This window comes from Sphaerotilus microaerophilus (genome assembly GCF_023734135.1).
In the GTDB taxonomy this organism is placed as follows: Bacteria; Pseudomonadota; Gammaproteobacteria; order Burkholderiales; family Burkholderiaceae_C; genus Sphaerotilus; species Sphaerotilus microaerophilus.
Map to the genome: position 1 here is coordinate 1,574,015 of NZ_AP025730.1, position 19,055 is coordinate 1,593,069.

Below are 19,055 nucleotides of genomic sequence, written 5' to 3' on the forward strand. Positions count from 1 at the left end.
GCCAGGTCGCCCCGGTGCCCTTGGCTGGTGGTGTGCGCGTCAGCGGGCCTGGGCACGCTCAGGCACCGCCGGGCGTCGCATCCGGTCGAAGGCCTGGCAGGGATCCTCGCGGGGCACCGCCGGGGTGATCCAGAGGTGGGTGGCCCGGGTTTCGTGCGGCGTGCTGCCGGGCTCACCGAACACCACGCTGACGACCGGCGCCGCCGGGTCCAGCACCGCCAGCAACTGCGGCACGCCGTGGTCGCTGCGCACGTGGCCGTTGCCGGCCAGCAGCACGGCAGGGCGGCCCCCGCTGCGTTGCAGGGCCAGCGCCATCGCGGCGTCCCGGGCCCGTTGTGCCAGCCGGATGGCAGGCAGCCGGGCGGCGCTCAGGTGGCCGCAGTGGCCGGCCAGCAGGTCGGCGTCCAGGCGGGCCTGCACCTCGGCCGGCAGCGGGGCGGCCCGGAGCAGGCGGGTGATCTCGGCCAGTTCGCCGGCCAGCTCGCCAGTCAGTGCCGCTTCACCCTCGCGGGCGATGCGCCGGGCCGCCTGCGGCGGCAGGTTGCCGCCCAGCAGCGGCAGGCCGGCCTCGCGCACCGCCTCGAACAGCGACTGGTGCAGCGGCCACTGCCAGCCGGCAGGATCGAAGCCGGCGGACTGCAGGGCTGCCAGCAGATCGCCCTCGGCAGCGGCCTGGCGCCCGAGCGTCAGGTGCTCGGCCACCACCGCTGCGCCGCTGCGGTCGAGCCGGCGCAGCAACTCGCCACGGCGGGCATGGTGGTGCGGGTTGTCGTGCTGTTCGCCCAGCAGCAGGTAGCGGCAGGCCTGCGCCTGCCGCAGCAGCTCGTCGACGCCGATGTCGCGGCCGCTGCTCAGGTCGATCAGCCGGTCGGCCGACAGGGGGTGGCCGAGGCTGAACGGGGCGCAGCCGCCCAGCCCACCTGCGCCGACGGCGGTCGTGCCGAGCAGCGCGACGGGCCCGCGCAGGAAGGCGCGGCGCCTCACCCTTCGCTCGGCAGGAAGCCCTCGATCGACAGGTAGCGCTCGCCGGTGTCGTAGTTAAAGCCCAGCACCCGGGCCCCGGCCGGCAGCTCGGCCAGCTTCAGGGCGATGGCCGCCAGCGTGGCGCCGCTGGAGATGCCCACCAGCAGGCCTTCCTCGCGGGCGCAGCGGCGGGCCATCTCGCGCGCCGGCTCGGCCTCGACCTGGATCACGCCGTCGAGCAGCTGGGTGTGCAGGTTCTTCGGCACGAAGCCGGCACCGATGCCCTGGATGGGGTGGGGAGAGGGCTTGCCGCCGCTGATCACCGGCGAAGCGGTCGGCTCCACCGCGAAGACCTTCAGCTTCGGCCAAGCTGCCTTGAGCACCTGGGCGCAGCCGCTGAGGTGGCCGCCGGTGCCCACGCCGGTGATGAGCGCGTCCACGCCTTCGGGGAAGTCGGCCAGGATCTCCTGCGCCGTGGTGCGCGCATGCATCGCCACGTTGGCCTCGTTCTCGAACTGCTGTGGCATCCAGGCGCCCGGGGTGGCGGCCACCAGCTCCTGGGCCTTCTCGATCGCGCCCTTCATGCCCTTCTCGCGCGGGGTGAGGACGAACTTGGCGCCATAGGCCAGCATCAGGCGGCGGCGTTCGACGCTCATGCTGTCGGGCATCACCAGCACCAGGGTGTAGCCCTTCACGGCGGCGACCATTGCCAAGCCGATGCCGGTGTTGCCGGAGGTGGGCTCGATGATGGTGCCACCGGGCTGCAGCGCGCCGCTGGCCTCGGCGGCCTCGACCATGCCCAGCGCGATGCGGTCCTTGATGGAGCCGCCCGGGTTGCTGCGCTCGGACTTGACCCAGACCTCGTGCGTGCTGCCGAACAGCCGGTTGATGCGGATGTGGGGGGTCTGGCCGATGGTGGCGAGGACGTTGGCGGCTTTCATCTGTGTCTCCTGAGAAGGGGCGAGGATGCGACGGATGGGTGGATTCTGGCCCAGCGGGCACCGCATCGCGCAGGGAGGACAATCACCGCCTTTCCGGTGCCCGCACGCTTGATCTGATCGATGGCTCGTCTGCCTCGCCTTGCCGTTCCAGGCCTCCCGCACTACTTGGTGCAGCGGGGCCATAACCTGCAGGCTGTCTTCCTGGACGACGAGGATCGCCGTGCCTACCTGGCGGCGCTGGCCGAGTCCGCTGCCACCCAGAAGGTGGCGGTGCTGGCCTACTGTCTGCTCGACGATCAGGTGCACTTGCTGGTCGAGCCGCCGGGCGCCGAGTCGCTGAGCCGGATGCTGCAGTCGCTCGGGCGGCGCTACGGTGCGGCGTTCAACCGACGCCACGGGCGCAGCGGGACCTTGTGGGATGGGCGCTTTCGCGCCACGGTGCTGGATCCGAGGGCTTACCTGCTCGACGCGATGCGCTGCATCGAGCAGGCGCCGCAGCGCGCGGGTCTGGTGGCCGAGGCCGTCGACTGGCCCTGGTCCAGTGCGGCGCACCACAGTGGCCGCGGCCGGGTGGGCTGGCTGAGTGACCCACCGCTGTATTGGTCCTTGGGCAACACGCCCTTCGAACGCGAGCTGGCCTGGCTGCGCCTGCTCGACGAGCCGCTGCCGTCCGGGGTGCTGGTTCCGCTGTTGGGCGCCGTTCACAAGGGCTGGGTCTTCGGATCAGGCGCGTTCATTGCTTCCCTTGGCGCCCGCACCGAGCGGCCGTTGCAGCCCCGCCCAAGGGGGCGGCCACGCAAGGCACTGGATCAGGGCGGTGGCTTCTTGGGGTGACCCGAGTTGGTGCATCTGCTGATCATTGATCCATAAGACTGTCCCTAATAAATAAATCAAAGTTGATAGGCGAGTTTTAATCCGAGTCTGACCCCGTTTTGTTTTTCTTGAGCACTTTGCCGCAGTGCAGTAAATTGCCAGGGTTTTCCGCCATTTGCAGGAGTGCGCCATGACGCAGGCCGCCTCGGGACCGCTGTCCCACGAATCCTTCCAGGTCCTGAACGACGAAGCCACGATCCAGGTCCACGCCCCGGGTCCCCAGGGTCTGTACGACCCGGTCAACGAGCACGACGCCTGTGGTGTGGGCTTCGTTGCCCACATCAAGGGTCAGAAGGCGCACTCGATCGTCGAGCAGGGCCTGAAGATCCTGGAGAACCTGGACCACCGCGGTGCGGTGGGGGCCGATGCGCTGATGGGCGACGGCGCGGGCATCCTGATCCAGATTCCTGACGAGTACTTCCGCGCCCAGATGGCCCTGCAGGGCGTCACGCTGCCGCCCCCGGGCGAGTACGGCGTGGGCATGATCTTCCTGCCCAAGGAGCACGCCAGCCGCCTGGCCTGCGAGCAGGAAGTCGAGCGCGCGATCAAGGCCGAGGGCCAGGTGCTGCTGGGCTGGCGCGACGTGCCGGTGGACCGCGACATGCCGATGTCGCCCACGGTGCGCGCCAAGGAGCCGGTGATCCGCCAGGTCTTCATCGGCCGTGGCGCCGACGTGATCGTGCCCGATGCGCTGGAGCGCAAGCTGTACGTGATCCGCAAGACGGCGTCGGCGGCGATCATGAAGCTCAAGCTCACGCACAGCCGCGAGTACTACGTGCCCAGCATGAGCTGCCGCACGATCATCTACAAGGGCCTGCTGCTGGCCGACCAGGTCGGCACGTACTACCTGGACCTGCGCGACGAGAGCTGCGTCTCCGCCTTGGCGCTGGTGCACCAGCGCTTCTCGACCAACACCTTCCCCGAGTGGCCGCTGGCGCACCCGTACCGGATGGTGGCCCACAACGGCGAGATCAACACCGTCAAGGGCAACTTCAACTGGATGCGCGCCCGCCAGGGCGTCATGAAGTCGCCGGTGCTGGGCGAGGACCTGCAGAAGCTCTACCCGATCAGCTTCTTCGGCCAGTCCGACACCGCCACCTTCGACAACACGCTCGAACTGCTGACGATGGCGGGCTACCCGCTGGCGCACGCGGCGATGATGATGATCCCGGAGGCCTGGGAGCAGCACACGCTGATGGACGAGCGCCGCCGCGCCTTCTACGAGTACCACGCCGCGATGCTGGAGCCCTGGGACGGCCCGGCAGCGATGGTGTTCACCGATGGCAAGCAGATCGGCGCCACGCTGGACCGCAACGGCCTGCGCCCGGCGCGCTACATCGTCACCGATGACGACCTGGTGGTGATGGCCTCCGAGTCGGGCACGCTGCCGATCCCCGAGAGCAAGATCGTCAAGAAGTGGCGCCTGCAGCCGGGCAAGATGTTCCTGATCGACCTGGAGCAGGGCCGCATCGTTGACGATGAAGAGCTGAAGAACCAGTACGCGCAGGCCAAACCCTACCGGCAGTGGATCGAGAACGTGCGCATCAAGCTGGAGGCGATTCCGGCCGGCAATGCCGTGCCGCCCGCCTCGGGCGAGTCGCTGCTGGATCGCCAGCAGGCCTTCGGCTACACACAGGAAGACATCAAGTTCCTGATGGCGCCGATGGCCGTCAACGGCGAGGAGGGCATCGGCTCGATGGGCAACGACAGCCCGCTGGCGGTGCTGTCGGACAAGAACAAGCCGCTGTACAACTACTTCAAACAGCTGTTCGCCCAGGTCACGAACCCGCCGATCGACCCGATCCGCGAAGCCATCGTGATGTCGCTGGAGAGCTTCATCGGCCCGAAGCCGAACCTGCTGGACATCAACGCGGTCAACCCGCCGATGCGCCTCGAGGTGCAGCAGCCCATCCTCGACTTCGAGGACATGGCCCGCCTGCGCGCCATCGAGCAGCACACCAGCGGCAAGTTCAAGCCCTACGAGCTGAACATCGTCTACCCGCTGGCCTGGGGCCACGAAGGGGTCGAGGCCAAGCTGGCGTCGCTGTGCGCCGAAGCCGTGGACGCGATCAAGAGCGGCCACAACATCCTCATCATCACCGACCGCTGGATGGACCGCGATTTGGTGGCGATTCCCGCGCTGCTGGCGCTGTCGGCCATCCACCACCACCTGGTGCGCGAGGGACTGCGCACCACCGCCGGCCTGGTGGTCGAGACCGGCTCGGCCCGCGAGGTGCACCACTTCGCCGTGCTGGCCGGCTACGGCGCGGAGGCCGTGCACCCCTATCTCGCCATGGAAACCCTGGTCGAGATGCACCGGGAGCTGCCGGGCAACCTGTCGGCCGAGAAGGCGGTCTACAACTACGTCAAGGCCATTGGCAAGGGCCTGTCGAAGATCATGTCCAAGATGGGCATCAGCACGTACATGTCGTACTGCGGCGCCCAGATCTTCGAGGCCATCGGCCTGAACAAGGAACTGGTCAAGAAGTACTTCCGCGGCACGCCCACGCAGGTCGAGGGCATCGGCGTGTTCGAGGTGGCCGAGGAGGCGATCCGCAACCACCGCGCCGCCTTTGGCAGCGACCCGGTGCTCGAGGGCATGCTGGACGCCGGCGGCGAGTACGCCTGGCGCAACCGCGGCGAAGAGCACATGTGGACGCCGGACGCGATCGCGAAGCTGCAGCACAGCACGCGTTCGGGCAAGTTCGACACCTACAAGGAATACGCCCAGATCATCAACGACCAGAACAAGCGCCACCTGACCCTGCGTGGCCTGTTCGAGTTCAAGATCGATCCGTCCAAGGCGATCCCGGTCGAGGAGGTCGAGCCGGCCGCCGAGATCGTCAAGCGCTTCGCCACCGGAGCGATGTCGCTGGGCTCGATCTCCACCGAGGCGCATTCGACCCTGGCGATTGCGATGAACCGCATCGGCGGCAAGTCCAACACCGGTGAAGGCGGTGAGGACCCGGCGCGTTACCGCAACGAGCTCAAGGGCATCCGGATCACCGAGGGCACCAAGGTGTCCGACGTCATCGGCGCCAAGGTGATCGCGGCCGACTACGTCATGAAGGACGGCGACAGCCTGCGTTCGAAGATCAAGCAGGTCGCCTCGGGCCGCTTCGGCGTCACGACCGAGTACCTGGTCTCGGCCGACCAGATCCAGATCAAGATGGCCCAGGGCGCCAAGCCGGGCGAGGGTGGCCAGTTGCCGGGCGGCAAGGTGAGCGAGTACATCGGCTTCCTGCGCTACTCGGTGCCGGGCGTGGGCCTGATCTCCCCGCCGCCGCACCACGACATCTATTCGATCGAGGACCTGGCGCAGCTGATCCACGACCTGAAGAACGCCAACCCGCGCGCGGACATCAGCGTCAAGCTGGTGTCCGAGGTGGGCGTGGGCACCGTGGCCGCGGGCGTGGCCAAGTGCAAGGCCGACCACGTGGTGATCGCCGGCCACGACGGCGGCACGGGCGCCTCGCCCTGGTCGTCGATCAAGCACTGCGGCACGCCGTGGGAGTTGGGCCTGGCCGAGACGCAGCAGACCCTGGTGATCAACCGCCTGCGCGGTCGCATCCGCGTGCAGGCCGACGGCCAGATGAAGACCGGCCGTGACGTGGTCATCGGCGGCCTGCTGGGCGCCGACGAGTTCGGCTTCGCCACCGCACCGCTGGTGGTCGAGGGCTGCATCATGATGCGCAAGTGCCACCTGAACACCTGCCCGGTGGGCGTGGCCACGCAGGACCCGGTGCTGCGCGCCAAGTTCTCGGGCCGACCTGAGCACGTGGTGAACTACTTTTTCTTCGTCGCCGAGGAAGCGCGCCAGATCATGGCGCAGCTGGGCATCCGCACCTTCAACGAGCTGATCGGCCGCTCGGACCTGCTCGACACCAAGAAGGCCATCAGCCACTGGAAGGCCCGCGGGCTGGACTTCAGCAAGGTGTTCCACCAGCCGGTGGTCCCCGCCGAGGTGCCGCGCCTGCATGTGGCCAACCAGGACCACGGCCTCGACCGTGCGCTCGACCAGAAGCTGATCGAGAAGTGCCAGCCGGCCATCGTGCGCGGCGAGAAGGTCCAGTTCATGGAGGACGTGCGCAACGTCAACCGCTCGGTGGGCGCGATGCTCTCGGGCGAGCTGATCAAGCACCGCCCCGAAGGCCTGCCCGACCAGACCATCTTCATCCAGATGGAAGGCACGGGCGGCCAGAGCTTTGGTGCCTTCCTGGCCCCGGGCATCACCTTCTACCTGATCGGCGAGGCCAACGACTACACCGGCAAGGGCCTGTCGGGCGGGCGCATCGCGGTGCGGCCGTCGATCGAGTTCCGCGGTGACGCGGGCAAGAACATCATCGTCGGCAACACGGTGCTGTTCGGCGCCACCAGCGGCGAGGCCTTCTTCCGCGGCGTGGCGGGCGAGCGCTTCGCGGTGCGCCTGTCCGGCGCCACCACGGTGGTCGAGGGCACCGGCGACCACGGCTGCGAGTACATGACCGGCGGCACCGCGGTGGTGCTCGGCCGGACCGGGCGCAACTTCGCGGCCGGCATGTCCGGCGGCATCGCCTACGTCTACGACGAGGATGGCCAGTTCGCCGGGCGCTGCAACACCGCCCAGGTCGCCCTGGAGAAGGTGCTCAGCGCCGCCGAGCAGGAGAAGACCGTCGAGCTGCCGATCTGGCACAAGGGCCAGACCGACGAGGCCCTGCTACGCAAGCTGATCGAGGACCACCACCGCTGGACCGGCTCGCTGCGGGCCCGCGACATCCTCGACAACTGGAGCGAGGCGCGCGGCAAGTTCGTCAAGGTCTTCCCGCACGAGTACCGTCGCGCGCTGGGCGAGATGAACGCCGTCAAGGAAGCCGACGAAACCATCGCCCGAGCCAAGGGCGAGTCCGGCGACGCCAAGAAGGGCGGCAAGAAGGTCGCTGCCAAGTAAACGTCAGCCCCCGCTGCGGCGTACCGCAGCGACCCCCGAGGGGTTGGCATCCAGGCTTGGGGCGGCCCGGCGCCTGGATGCCGATCGCCCTCCACCGAATACGCTGAAGAGAGAGTCAGAGCATCATGGGCAAGGTCACAGGTTTCCTGGAATACGAGCGCCTCGAGGAGGGCTACGAGCCGGTCGACAAACGCCTGAAGAACTACAAGGAATTCGTCATCGGCCTAAGCGCCGACGAGGCGAAGATCCAGGGCGCGCGCTGCATGGATTGCGGCACCCCCTTCTGCAGCAACGGCTGCCCGGTCAACAACATCATCCCTGACTTCAATGATCTGGTGTACCGGGGCGACTGGGCCAACGCGGTCCGCGTGCTGCACAGCACCAACAACTTCCCCGAGTTCACCGGCCGCATCTGCCCCGCTCCCTGCGAGGCGGCCTGCGTGATCAATGTCAACGGTGACGCCGTGGGCATCAAGTCCATCGAGCACGCGATCATCGACCGCGCTTGGGAGGAAGGCTGGGTCAAGCCCCAGCCGGCCGCCGTGAAGACGGGCAAGAAGGTCGCCATCGTCGGTGGCGGCCCGGCCGGCTTGGCCGCGGCCCAGCAGCTCGCGCGTGCCGGCCATGCCGTGACGGTGTTCGAGAAGAACGACCGCGTCGGCGGCCTGCTGCGCTACGGCATCCCCGACTTCAAGCTGGACAAGGCCCACATCGACCGCCGTATGAAGCAGCTGGAGGCCGAGGGCGTGGTGTTCCGCACCAACACCCTGGTCGGCGAGATGCCCAAGGGAAGCAAGGTCACCAACTGGGCCAAGGAAAAGGTCAGCGCCGCCGAGCTGCGTGCCGAGTTCGATGCGGTGCTGCTGACCGGCGGCTCCGAGCAGAGTCGTGACCTGCCGGTGCCGGGTCGCGACCTGGCGGGCATCCACTTCGCGATGGAGCTGCTGCCGCAGCAGAACCGCGTGAACCACGGCGGCAAGATCAAGGACGCCATCCGCGCCGACGGCAAGCACGTCATCGTGATCGGCGGTGGCGACACCGGCAGCGATTGCGTGGGCACCTCCAACCGCCACGGCGCCGCCAGCGTCACCCAGTTCGAGGTGATGCCGATGCCGCCGGAGCAGGAGAACCGGCCGCTGGTCTGGCCCTACTGGCCGATCAAGCTGCGTACCTCCTCCAGCCACGAGGAAGGCTGCCAGCGCGAGTTCGCCATCTCCACCAAGGAGTTCATCGGCGAGAACGGCCGTGTCACCGGCCTGAAGACCGCGCAGATCGAGTTCAAGGACGGCAAGATGGTCGAGGTGCCGGGCACCGAGAAGATCTGGAAGGCCGATCTGGTGCTGCTGGCGATGGGCTTCGTCAACCCGGTGGCGACCGTGCTGGAGGCCTTCGGCGTCGACAAGGATGTGCGCGGCAATGCCCGGGCCACCACCGAGGCCGACGGCGGCTACCGCACCAGCGCCGACAAGGTCTTTGCCGCCGGTGACATGCGCCGCGGCCAGTCGCTGGTGGTCTGGGCGATCCGCGAAGGCCGCCAGGCCGCCCGCGCGGTGGACGAGTTCCTGATGGGCTCGACCACGCTGCCGCGCTGACGCTGCGGGTCGCGGTACGCCGGTACAGCGGTTTGCGGCGTCGATGTACAGGCCGCCTGCGGGCGGCCTGTGGCATTTACAGCCCTGCTGCCGGTAAACCGGCTCCGGTGCCCTTTACCCGGCGGAATCAGTACTGACCCTGATGGTTACAGGGTACGTGCGAGAATTGTCCTCATTTCCAACTCCGGCCGGGCGAGGTCGGGTCCGGGCCAAGGCCCGTTCCTCTGACGCAGTCCCGGCGTGTGGCCCTTGAGTTCCGACGCCCTGATCGAGATCGACCATGTCAGCTTTGGCTATGACAGCAGCCGGTTGATCCTCAACGACCTGAGCCTGCGCTTCATGCGCGGCAAGGTGACCGCCGTGCTTGGCAACTCGGGCTGCGGCAAGACCACGCTGCTGCGCCTGATCGGCGGGGTGCACGCGGCCAATGCGGGCCGCGTCGTCTTCGACGGCGAGGTCATCGACGTGCGCGACCGTGCCCAGCTCTACCGGCTGCGTCGGCGCCTGGGCATGCTGTTCCAGTTCGGGGCGTTGTTCACCGACCTGACGGTGTACGACAACGTCGCCTTCCCGCTGCGGGAGATGACCGACCTGCCCGAGGGCATGATCCACGACATCGTGCTGATGAAGCTCAACGCGGTCGGCCTGCGCGGGGCGGCGCCGCTGAAGATCAGCGAGGTGTCGGGCGGCATGGCGCGGCGCGTCGCACTGGCGCGGGCCATCGCGCTCGACCCGGAGCTGATCATGTACGACGAGCCCTTTGCCGGGCTGGACCTGATCAGCATGGGCGTGGCTGCCAAGCTGATCCGCACGCTCAACGATGTCACCGGCGCCACCTCGCTGGTGATCTCGCACGACGTGCCCGAGTGCATGGCCATTTCCGACTGGGTGGTGTTGATGGCCGGGGGCGGGCGCCTCGTCGCCCAGGGCACGCCCGAGGAACTGATGAACTCCACCGACCCTGAAGTCCGCCAGTTCGTGCGTGGCGAGCCGGACGGCCCGGTCAAGTTCCACTACCCGGCGCCTGACATCGCCGAGGATTTCGGCATGACCAGCATGACCGGCCTGGCCCGCGGCAAGGCGGCGGCAGGAGGGGCGCGATGAACTGGCTGGCTCTCATCGGTGCGCGCGCGCTGGCCATGCTGGGCGGCTGGGGCCGCGCGGCGATTTTCTTCGTCGATCTGCTGGCCGCACTGCCGGCGTCGCTGCGGCGCTTCTCTCTGGTGGTGGTGCAGATCCACGCCATCGGCAACCGCTCGCTGCTGATCATCCTGGCCTCGGGCATGGCCGTGGGCTTCGTGCTGGCGCTGCAGCTCTACAACACGCTGATCACCTTCGGCGCGGCGGAGTCGCTTGGCCTGGTGGTCAACCTCTCGCTGGTGCGCGAGCTGGGCCCGGTGGTGACGGCGCTGCTCTTTGCCGGGCGTGCCGGGACCTCGCTGACCGCCGAGATCGGCCTGATGAAGGCCGGCGAGCAGATCGCTGCGCTGGAGCTGATGGCGATCGACCCGCGCCAGCGCGTGCTGGCGCCGCGCTTCCTGGCGGGCATCATCTCGATGCCGCTGCTGGCCATCCTGTTCTCCGCCATCGGCATCCTCGGTGCCTGGCTGGTGGCGGTGGGGCTGATCGGCATCGACGCCGGCAACTTCTGGTCCATCCAGCAGAACGCGGTCGACGTCTGGCGCGACGTCGGCAACGGCGTGGTCAAGAGCGCAGTCTTCGGCGTGATCTGCACGGCCGTCGCCCTGTACCAGGGCTATGAGACCGAGGCGACGCCCGAAGGGGTCGCCTATGCCACCACACGCACAGTGGTGATTTCGTCGCTGGCGGTGCTGGGGTCGGACTTCATCCTCACCGCATTGATGTTCTCGGCGCCGCGCTGAAGCCGCGGCGGCCCATTGAACGAGGGAACCCCTTTCCATGTCCAAACGCAATCTCGAAATGCTGGTCGGCCTCTTCGTGGTGCTCGGCCTGGCCGCACTGGTCTTCGTCTCGTTGAAGGCCGCCAACCTGACGAGCTTCTCCAACGGTGCGACCTATGCGCTGACGGCGCGCTTCGACAACATCGGCGGCCTGAAGGCCCGCGCGCCGGTGCGCTCGGCCGGCGTGGTGGTGGGCCGCGTGACCTCGATCAGCCTGGATGCAAAGACTTTCCAGGGGGTGGTCAGCCTGGAAGTGCAGCGCAGCTACGAATTCCCCAAGGACACCTCGGCCAAGATCCTGACCGCCGGCCTGCTGGGTGACCAGTACATCGGCCTGGAGCCGGGCGGCGACGAGAAGAACCTGGTCGCCGGCGACGTCATCACGCAGACCCAGTCGGCCGTGGTGCTGGAGAACCTCATCAGCCAGTTCCTGTTCAACAAGGCGGCCGATGCGGGCGGTACGGGCGGTGCCGACGCCGCCAAGAAGCCGTGACTCCGGCCCCAGCTGCGGCGGGGCGGCCATTGGCGCGCCTCGCGGCCTGTGTCGTGCTGGCATTGACGCTGGGTGCCTGTGCCACGGCGCAGCGGCCCGATCCGCTGGAACCCTGGAACCGCAAGGTCTATGCCTTCAACGATGCGGTCGACGTGGCCGTGATCAGGCCCGTGGCCACGGTCTACCGCGACCGGGTGCCCGAGCCGGTGCGCACGGCGACGACCAACTTCTTCGCCAACATCCAGGACGCCTGGTCGGCGGTGAACCTGGTGCTGCAGGGCCGGCCGGCCGACGGCCTGTCGGACCTGCTGCGCTTCGGTACCAACTCGGTGTTCGGTGTGCTGGGGTTGTTCGATGTGGCGACGCCCCTGGGCCTGGAGCGCCACGGCGAGGATTTTGGCCAGACCCTGGGCAAGTGGGGCGTCGGGCCGGGCGCCTACATCGTCTGGCCCATCCTCGGCCCGTCGTCGCTGCGTGACTCCGTGGGGCTGCCACTGGAGATGCAGCTCACGCCGGAGACCTGGGTGTCCCCCGAGGCGCTGCGCTACTCGCTGACCGGGGTGAGGGTCGTCAACACGCGCGCCAACCTGCTGCAGGCGTCCCGGCTGCTGGGCGATGTGGCGCTGGATCCCTACGTGTCGGTGCGTGATTTCTACCTGCAGCGCCGGCGCAGCCTGGTCTACGACGGCAATCCGCCTGACGACGCTCAACCCGAGGAACGCTGGGACGAGCCCGAGGCGCCAGCGGAGCCGGCTTCCGCCCCGGACCGTCCGGCTTCCGCGCCGGCACCTGCGGCCTCGGCAGCGTCGAAGTGAACCGAAGGCGCTGCGGCAGATCTTACGCAGCGTGGCAACGCGCTGTGCACCGCTGGGCGTGATGATGCGTTGTTGGAGCGCGGCCTGCCCTTCCCGGGCGGATCGCAGCGAGTCGCCGCAAGGCACACAAGAAAGGTTGTTCGAGATGATGAGACGTTCCTGGATCCGCGTGATCGCCGCCACCCTGACTGCGGCCGCCACCCAGTGGGCTGCGGCCGAGGCCGTGGCGCCCGAGGCGCTGATCAAGAAGGTGTCCGGCGAGGTCATCGAGGCGGTCAAGGCCGACAAGGCCATCCAGTCGGGCGACGTGAAGCCCATCATGGCGCTGGTGGATGCCAAGATCCTGCCGCACGTGAATTTCCAGCGCATGACGGCTTCGGCCGTCGGCCGCTACTGGCGCCAGGCCACGCCCGAGCAGAAGACCCGCCTGCAGGATGAATTCAAGCTGCTGCTGGTGCGTACCTACTCCGGCGCGCTCACGCAGGTGAAGGACCAGGTCGTCGAGATGAAGCCGATGCGCTCCAAGCCCGAGGACACGGAAGTCATCGTGCGCAGCGAGGTCAAGGGCAAGGGTGAGCCGATCCAGCTCGACTACCGCATGGAGAAGGCCGGTGAGACCTGGCGCATCTATGACGTCAACGTGCTCGGCGTCTGGCTGGTCGAGAACTACCGCGCCAGCTTTGCGCAGGAGATCGGCGCCTCCGGCATCGACGGGCTGATCACCAAGCTCGCCGAGAAGAACAAGGGCGCTGCCCCGACCAAGGGCTGAGAGGCAAGCCATGCTGTCCCTGCCTGAACGCCTGACCCACCGGGAGGCCGCGGCTACCTTGGCGCAGCTCCAGGCTGCGCTGGGCAGCCAGCCTGCGGGGGGGCCGCTGGTCATCGACGCCACGCCGATGCAGCAGTACGACTCCAGCGCCTTGGTGGTGCTGCTCGGCCTGTTGCGCCACGCGGCCAGCCTCGGCCGTGCCTGCCGCCTGAACGCGGTGCCGGCGCGGCTGCAGCAGCTGGCCAAGGTCTACGGGGTGCTGGAGTTGCTCGATCTGGAAGCCGCGCCTGCGGCCACCTGACCGGGCCGACCTCGGTCGACCCAGGAAGCACAAAGGCCCGCATCTGCGGGCCTTTTTCATCGCTGCCACGGTGCGACGACTGCACGCGTGGTCAGGCCGTGGTGACGTAGCGCTTGGCCTTCAGGTTCTTCTTGATCTCCTGCAGGCGCGGGCGCAGGTCCGGGCCCAGGCGCAGGGCCACCGCGGTGGTGAGGATGTCGATCATCACCAGGTGCAGGATGCGGCTGACCATCGGGCTGTAGCGGTCGTAGTCCTCCGGATGGTCCACGGCCAGCACGATCTGGCACTGCTGGGCCAGCGGCGTGCCGCCGGAGGTGATGGCAATGGTGGTGGCACCCTTGCGGTGGGCCACTTCAGCCGCGTCGATCAGGTCGCGGCTGCGCCCGGCGTTGGAGACGATCACCACGCAGTCGCCCGGGCCGAGCATGGTGGCGGCCATCAGCTGCATGTGGCCGTCGCTGTAGGCGACCGCGTGGGCGCCGAGGCGGAAGAACTTGTGCTGCGCATCCTGCGCGACGATGCCCGAGTTGCCCACGCCGTAGAACTCGACGCGCCGGCCCTGTTGCACCGCGCCAGCCAGCGCGTCGATGGCCTGCTCGACCATGTGCCCACCGGCGTTGTTGCGGTACTTGAGCAGGGCGCTGACGGCGTTGTCGATCACCTTGACGACCACGTCGGCCGGCTTGTCGTCCTCGTCCACCGCGCGGTGCACGAAGGGCACGCCCTCGTTGACCGTGCCGGCCAGCTTCAGCTTGAAGTCGGCCAGGCCGTCGTAGCCCACGCTGCGGCAGAAGCGCACCACGGTGGGCTTGCTGACGTGGGCGCGTTCCGACAGTTCGGCCACCGGGAGGCTGGCGAAGCTGCGCGGGTCGGCCAGCACCAGCCGGCCGACACGCTGTTCGGCCGGGGACAGGGCGGGCAGGGAGGCGCGGATGCGATCGAGCATGGACATTCCATCGGAGGCGGGCGCGCCCCGCTGCGGCTGCACGACGGACCGCCGCGCGGCAGGTCCTGAGCGTAGCCGATCGGTGGGCCAACCCATCAGCGGCATCTCATTGCTCCTCGCTCCAGGCGTTGCCGTCGCGGGCCACCAGGGCGCTCGCGGCGGCCGGGCCCCAGGTGCCGGCGGCGTAGCCACGCGGGCCCTCGCCGTGCTGCTCGCGCTCGCGCGACCAGGCGTCCAGGATCGGCTCCACCCACCGCCAGGCCTGCTCCTGCTCGTCGCTGCGCACAAAGAGGTTGAGCCGCCCGGCGATCGCGTCCAGCAGCAGGCGCTCGTAGGCGCCCACGCGCTCGGACGGGAAGGCGCGGTCGAAGTCCAGGTCCAGCGACACCGGCGCGAGCGACTCGCCCACCCCGCTGCCCTTGGCGGCCAGCAGGCGCAGCTCCAGGCCGTCCTCCGGCTGCAGCTTGATCACCAGCTGGTTGGCGCGGTGCGCGCCCGGGAAGATCGGGTGCGGCACCGGGCGGAAGTTGACGACGATCTGCGCATCGCGCGCCGCCAGCCGCTTGCCGGTGCGCAGGTAGAAAGGCACGCCCGCCCAGCGCCAGTTCTGCACCTCGGTTCGCAGCGCCACGAAGGTCTCGCAGTGGCTGCCGGGGGGCACCTTCTGCTCGTCCAGGTAGCCTGGCACCGGTTGGCCGCCGATGTTGCCGGCGCGGTACTGGCCGCGCAGCACGTCGCGCGCCACCGACTCGGGCGTGAAGGGCCTGAGCGACTTCAGCACCTTGAGCTTCTCGTCGCGGATCGCATCGGCGTCGCCAGTGGCGGGCGGCTCCATCGCGATCATCGTCAGCAGCTGCAGCGCGTGGTTCTGGATCATGTCGCGCAGCGCGCCGGTGCGGTCGTAGAAGTCACCGCGCGTGCCCACGCCCAGGCTCTCGGCCAGGGTGATCTGGATGTTGGCGATGCTCTCGCGCCGCCACAGCGGCTCGAACAGGGCGTTGGCAAAGCGCAGCGCCGACAGGTTCTGCACCGAGGGCTTGCCCAGGTAGTGGTCGATGCGCAGCGCCTGGTTCTCGGTGAAGACCGAGCGCACCACGCGGTTGATCTCCTGCGCGCTGGCCAGGTCGTGGCCGAGCGGCTTTTCCAGCACCACGCGCACGTGCGGCGCGTTCAGCCCGGCGCGGCCGAGCTGCTCGCAGATCACCGGGAAGAGGTGCGGGCTGGTGGCCAGGTAGAGCACCACGGTGTCGGCGCCCCGCTCGCGCAGGCAGTCGGCCAGGCCGGCGTAGTCGTCCGGCTGCGCCAAGTCCATGCGGCGGTAGTGCAGCAGCTCGGCGAAACGGGCGAACTCCTCCGCGCTCGGCTGCTTGGAGCGGTCGACCTCGGCAAAGCGCTCGGCGATGAACTGGCGGTAGTCCGCGTCGCTGCGTTCTTCCCGAGCCACCGCGAGGATGCGTCCGCCCGCGGGCAGCTTGCCGTGGCGGAAGGCCTGGAACAGCGCCGGCATGAGCTTGCGCCAGGTGAGGTCGCCGGTGCCGCCGAAGAAGACGAGGTCGAAGGACATAGAGGGGCCTGCAGTGGGGGTCGCTGTGGGCATCGCGCGGGCCTCGGGGCGCGGCGACGATGTAACTTAGTTACTGACTTTATGATGATTCAGTTTCTTGCGCGCGTCAACCGTTGGCAGGAGCATCCATGCGCCGTGCAGCTGCCACGGGGGTGCAGCCCTTGTAACCCGCTTGACGCAAAAGCACCGCCTGAACGGGTTCTAATCGGGGCATGGCCGACCTCCTTCCGGTTGGCCGGAAATTCCTTCTGCGCCATCCGACCTGCAACATGAACCAGCTCGATCAGCTCAAGCAGTCCACCATCGTCGTGGCCGACACCGGCAACTTCAAGCAGCTCGCTGCCTTTGCGCCGCGGGATGCGACGACCAACCCGTCGCTGATCCTCAAGGCGGTGCAGCAGCCCGACTACGCCCCGCTGCTGGCCGAGACCGTGGCGGCGCACCGGGGCGAGCCGCTGGAGGCGATCGTGGACCAGGTGCTGGTGCGCTTTGGCCGCGAGATCCTCAAGGTGGTGCCGGGTCGCGTGTCCACCGAGGTGGATGCCCGCCTGAGCTTCGACACCGCCGCGACCATCGCCCGCGCTCACCGGTTGATCGCGCTGTATGAGGCGCAGGGCGTGGCGCGTGAGCGCGTGCTGATCAAGATCGCCGCGACCTGGGAGGGCATCCAGGCCGCCCGGGCGCTGGAGCGCGAGGGCATCCACTGCAACCTGACGCTGCTGTTCGCCTTCTGCCAGGCGGTGGCCTGCGGTGAAGCGGGTGTGCGGCTGATCTCGCCCTTCGTCGGTCGCATCTACGACTGGTATCGGAAAAGCGCCGGCGCCGGCTGGGACGAGGCCGCCAACGCCGGTGAGAACGACCCGGGCGTGAAGTCGGTCAGCCAGATCTACACCTACTACAAGAAGTTCGGCATCGACACCGAGGTGATGGGGGCGAGCTTCCGCAACGTCGGACAGATCGTTGCGCTGGCGGGCTGCGACCTGCTGACCATCAGCCCCGAGCTGCTGGCCCAGCTGCAGGCCAGCGAGGCGCCGGTGCCGCGCCGGCTTGACGCGGCGGCGGCCCAGGCCGCGCCGATCCACGCCGTGAGCTACAACGAGGCGGCCTTCCGCTATGCCCTCAACGAGGACGCCATGGCCACCGAGAAGCTGGCCGAGGGCATCCGGGCCTTCGCCGTCGATGCGGCCAAGCTCGACGCGATGATCCGCGTGCTCTGACCCCGCAGGGGTCCGCTTCTTGCTGGCCCCTTCGTTGCTGCCGTCTGCAGGAGAACCCCATGCATGCCCCCCGCTGTGACCAGACGCCCGCCTGGTCTGCCCTGGCCACCCACTTCGATGTCGCCGGTCGCGCCTTCGACCTGCGCCAGGCCTTTGCCCAGGAGCCCGGTCGTGCGGCGGCGCTGAGCCTGGCGGCGCCGGAGGTCCACGCCGACCTGAGCAAGAACCACTGGGACGCCACCACGCGCAGCCTGCTGCTGCAACTCGCGCGCGAGTGCCAGCTGGAGGCCCGCCGCGCTGCGCTGCTGGCCGGCGAGCCGGTGAACCACACCGAGGGCCGCGCGGTGCTGCACACCGCGCTGCGCGCGCCGAAGGGGCAGGGGGCCTTCAGCGAGGAGGTGCACGAGGTGCTGGAGCGCATGCTGGCCTTCGTCGAGGCGGTGCGCGCCAGCGCGTGCGAGCCCGATGGCATCCGCCACATCGTCAACATCGGCATCGGCGGCTCCGACCTCGGCCCGCAGATGGTGGTGCCGGCGCTGGACGCCTGGGTGCACCCGCAGATCCAGTGCCACTTCGTCTCCAACGTCGATGGCCACGACATCGTGCCGGTGCTGCGCCGGCTCGATGCGCGCCGCACGCTGTTCATCGTCGCGTCCAAGACCTTCACCACCCAGGAGACCATGGCCAACGCCGAGGTGGCGCGCGCCTGGTTCCTGCAGGCCTACGGCGAGGGGGCCGAAGCGGCCATCGGCCGGCACTTCGTGGCGACCACCACCAACATCGAGGCCGCAGCGCGCTTTGGCATCCACACCACCTTCGGGTTCTGGGACTGGGTGGGCGGGCGCTACTCGCTGTGGAGCGCGATCGGCCTGCCGATTGCCCTGGCCATCGGTGCCGAGAACTTCCGCGCACTGCTGGCGGGCGCCCATGCGATGGACCGCCACTTCGCCAGTGCGCCGCTGGAGGCCAACCTGCCGATCCAGCTCGGCCTGCTCGACGTCTGGTACCGCAATTTCCACGGCTACACCAGCCGCTCGGTGGCGCCCTACCACCAGGGCCTGAAGCGCCTGCCGGCCTACCTGCAGCAGTTGGAGATGGAGAGCAACGGCAAGTGCGTGGACCAGGATGGCGCAGCGCTGCCCTACGGCACCAGCCCGGTGGTCTGGGGCGAGGCCGGCACCAACGGCCAGCACGCCTACTTCCAGATGCTGCACCAGGGCACCGATGTGATCCCGGTGGAGTTCATCGCGGTCAAGACGCCCGAGTACGGCCCGGCGCCCCTGCCTGATGCGGTGCGCACCGGCCTGGCCGACCAGCACCGCAAGCTGCTGGCCAACTGCCTGGCGCAGAGCCAGGCGCTGATGCAGGGCAAGGCCACCGAGGAGGCGCTGGGCGAGAAGGCGCCCACCGCATCGAAGTCGCTCGGTGCGCTCACCATCGCGCGCCACCGCACCTTCCCGGGCAACCGGCCGAGCACGACGCTGGTGCTGGAGCGGCTGACCCCGGCTTCGCTGGGCGCGCTGATCGCGCTGTACGAGCACCGCGTCTGGGCCAGCGGCGCCCTGTGGGGCATCAACAGCTTCGACCAGTGGGGGGTGGAGTTGGGCAAGGCGCTGTGCAGCCAACTGCTGCCGCGCCTGGCCAATGGAGACATCTCCGGGCTGGACGGCTCCACCGCTGCGCTGCTACAAAGGCTGCGTCACTGACACCAACCCGGACCCGACCCAGAGGA

General features: G+C 68.7%; 15 protein-coding genes. 11 read left to right on the forward strand and 4 right to left on the reverse strand.

The window, feature by feature from the left end; all coding sequences use genetic code 11:
- Positions 1-39 precede the first annotated feature (39 nt).
- Positions 40-984 (reverse strand): ChaN family lipoprotein, encoded by a 945-nt coding sequence (locus NGK70_RS06950; RefSeq protein WP_251972539.1) that lies wholly within the window; start codon positions 982-984, stop codon positions 40-42.
- Positions 981-1,904 (reverse strand): cysteine synthase A, encoded by a 924-nt coding sequence (gene cysK / locus NGK70_RS06955; RefSeq protein WP_251972540.1) that lies wholly within the window; start codon positions 1,902-1,904, stop codon positions 981-983. Before cysK ends, NGK70_RS06950 begins: the two co-directional genes overlap by 4 nt.
- Positions 1,905-2,024: 120 nt before the next feature.
- On the opposite strand from cysK, the gene NGK70_RS06960 reads away from it, so the two are divergent.
- The 9 genes from NGK70_RS06960 to NGK70_RS07000 all read left to right on the forward strand — a co-directional run bounded on the left by NGK70_RS06960 (position 2,025) and on the right by NGK70_RS07000 (position 13,596).
- The gene (locus NGK70_RS06960) at positions 2,025-2,738 is read left to right on the forward strand and encodes a transposase (protein WP_251972541.1); all 714 of its coding nucleotides are present in this window, start codon (positions 2,025-2,027) and stop codon (positions 2,736-2,738) included.
- 169 nt (positions 2,739-2,907) lie between these two features.
- The gene (locus NGK70_RS06965) at positions 2,908-7,704 is read left to right on the forward strand and encodes a glutamate synthase-related protein (RefSeq protein WP_251972542.1); all 4,797 of its coding nucleotides are present in this window, start codon (positions 2,908-2,910) and stop codon (positions 7,702-7,704) included.
- A gap of 125 nt (positions 7,705-7,829) precedes the next feature.
- The gene (locus NGK70_RS06970) at positions 7,830-9,296 is read left to right on the forward strand and encodes a glutamate synthase subunit beta (RefSeq protein ID WP_251972543.1); all 1,467 of its coding nucleotides are present in this window, start codon (positions 7,830-7,832) and stop codon (positions 9,294-9,296) included.
- Between the two features lie 240 nt (positions 9,297-9,536).
- Positions 9,537-10,400 (forward strand): ABC transporter ATP-binding protein, encoded by an 864-nt coding sequence (locus NGK70_RS06975; protein WP_428985583.1) that lies wholly within the window; start codon positions 9,537-9,539, stop codon positions 10,398-10,400.
- Positions 10,397-11,179: a lipid asymmetry maintenance ABC transporter permease subunit MlaE gene (mlaE, locus tag NGK70_RS06980; RefSeq protein ID WP_251972545.1), complete on the forward strand. Its 783-nt coding sequence runs from the start codon at positions 10,397-10,399 to the stop codon at positions 11,177-11,179. Before NGK70_RS06975 ends, mlaE begins: the two co-directional genes overlap by 4 nt.
- A gap of 37 nt (positions 11,180-11,216) precedes the next feature.
- Positions 11,217-11,711: an outer membrane lipid asymmetry maintenance protein MlaD gene (gene mlaD, locus NGK70_RS06985; protein WP_251972546.1), complete on the forward strand. Its 495-nt coding sequence runs from the start codon at positions 11,217-11,219 to the stop codon at positions 11,709-11,711.
- Positions 11,708-12,526 (forward strand): MlaA family lipoprotein, encoded by an 819-nt coding sequence (locus NGK70_RS06990; protein WP_251972547.1) that lies wholly within the window; start codon positions 11,708-11,710, stop codon positions 12,524-12,526. The genes mlaD and NGK70_RS06990 overlap by 4 nt, the downstream gene beginning before the upstream one ends.
- Positions 12,527-12,671: 145 nt before the next feature.
- Positions 12,672-13,295 carry an MlaC/ttg2D family ABC transporter substrate-binding protein gene (locus NGK70_RS06995; RefSeq protein WP_251972548.1) on the forward strand — a complete coding sequence of 208 codons (624 nt, stop codon included), beginning with the start codon at positions 12,672-12,674 and terminating at the stop codon, positions 13,293-13,295.
- A 10-nt stretch (positions 13,296-13,305) separates the two neighbouring features.
- Positions 13,306-13,596 (forward strand): STAS domain-containing protein, encoded by a 291-nt coding sequence (locus tag NGK70_RS07000; protein ID WP_251972549.1) that lies wholly within the window; start codon positions 13,306-13,308, stop codon positions 13,594-13,596.
- A 91-nt stretch (positions 13,597-13,687) separates the two neighbouring features.
- On the opposite strand, the gene NGK70_RS07005 is transcribed toward NGK70_RS07000, so the two are convergent.
- Complete coding sequence (locus tag NGK70_RS07005) at positions 13,688-14,542, reverse strand: MurR/RpiR family transcriptional regulator (RefSeq protein WP_251972550.1); 855 nt, start codon at positions 14,540-14,542, stop codon at positions 13,688-13,690.
- A 106-nt stretch (positions 14,543-14,648) separates the two neighbouring features.
- The gene (zwf, locus tag NGK70_RS07010) at positions 14,649-16,106 is read right to left on the reverse strand and encodes a glucose-6-phosphate dehydrogenase (protein WP_251972551.1); all 1,458 of its coding nucleotides are present in this window, start codon (positions 16,104-16,106) and stop codon (positions 14,649-14,651) included.
- Positions 16,107-16,375: 269 nt separating this feature from the next.
- On the opposite strand from zwf, the gene tal reads away from it, so the two are divergent.
- Together tal and pgi are read left to right on the forward strand one after the other, a co-directional pair.
- Complete coding sequence (gene tal, locus NGK70_RS07015; RefSeq protein ID WP_251972552.1) at positions 16,376-17,323, forward strand: transaldolase; 948 nt, start codon at positions 16,376-16,378, stop codon at positions 17,321-17,323.
- Positions 17,324-17,382: 59 nt separating this feature from the next.
- Positions 17,383-19,029: a glucose-6-phosphate isomerase gene (gene pgi / locus NGK70_RS07020; RefSeq protein ID WP_251972553.1), complete on the forward strand. Its 1,647-nt coding sequence runs from the start codon at positions 17,383-17,385 to the stop codon at positions 19,027-19,029.
- Positions 19,030-19,055 lie beyond the last annotated feature (26 nt).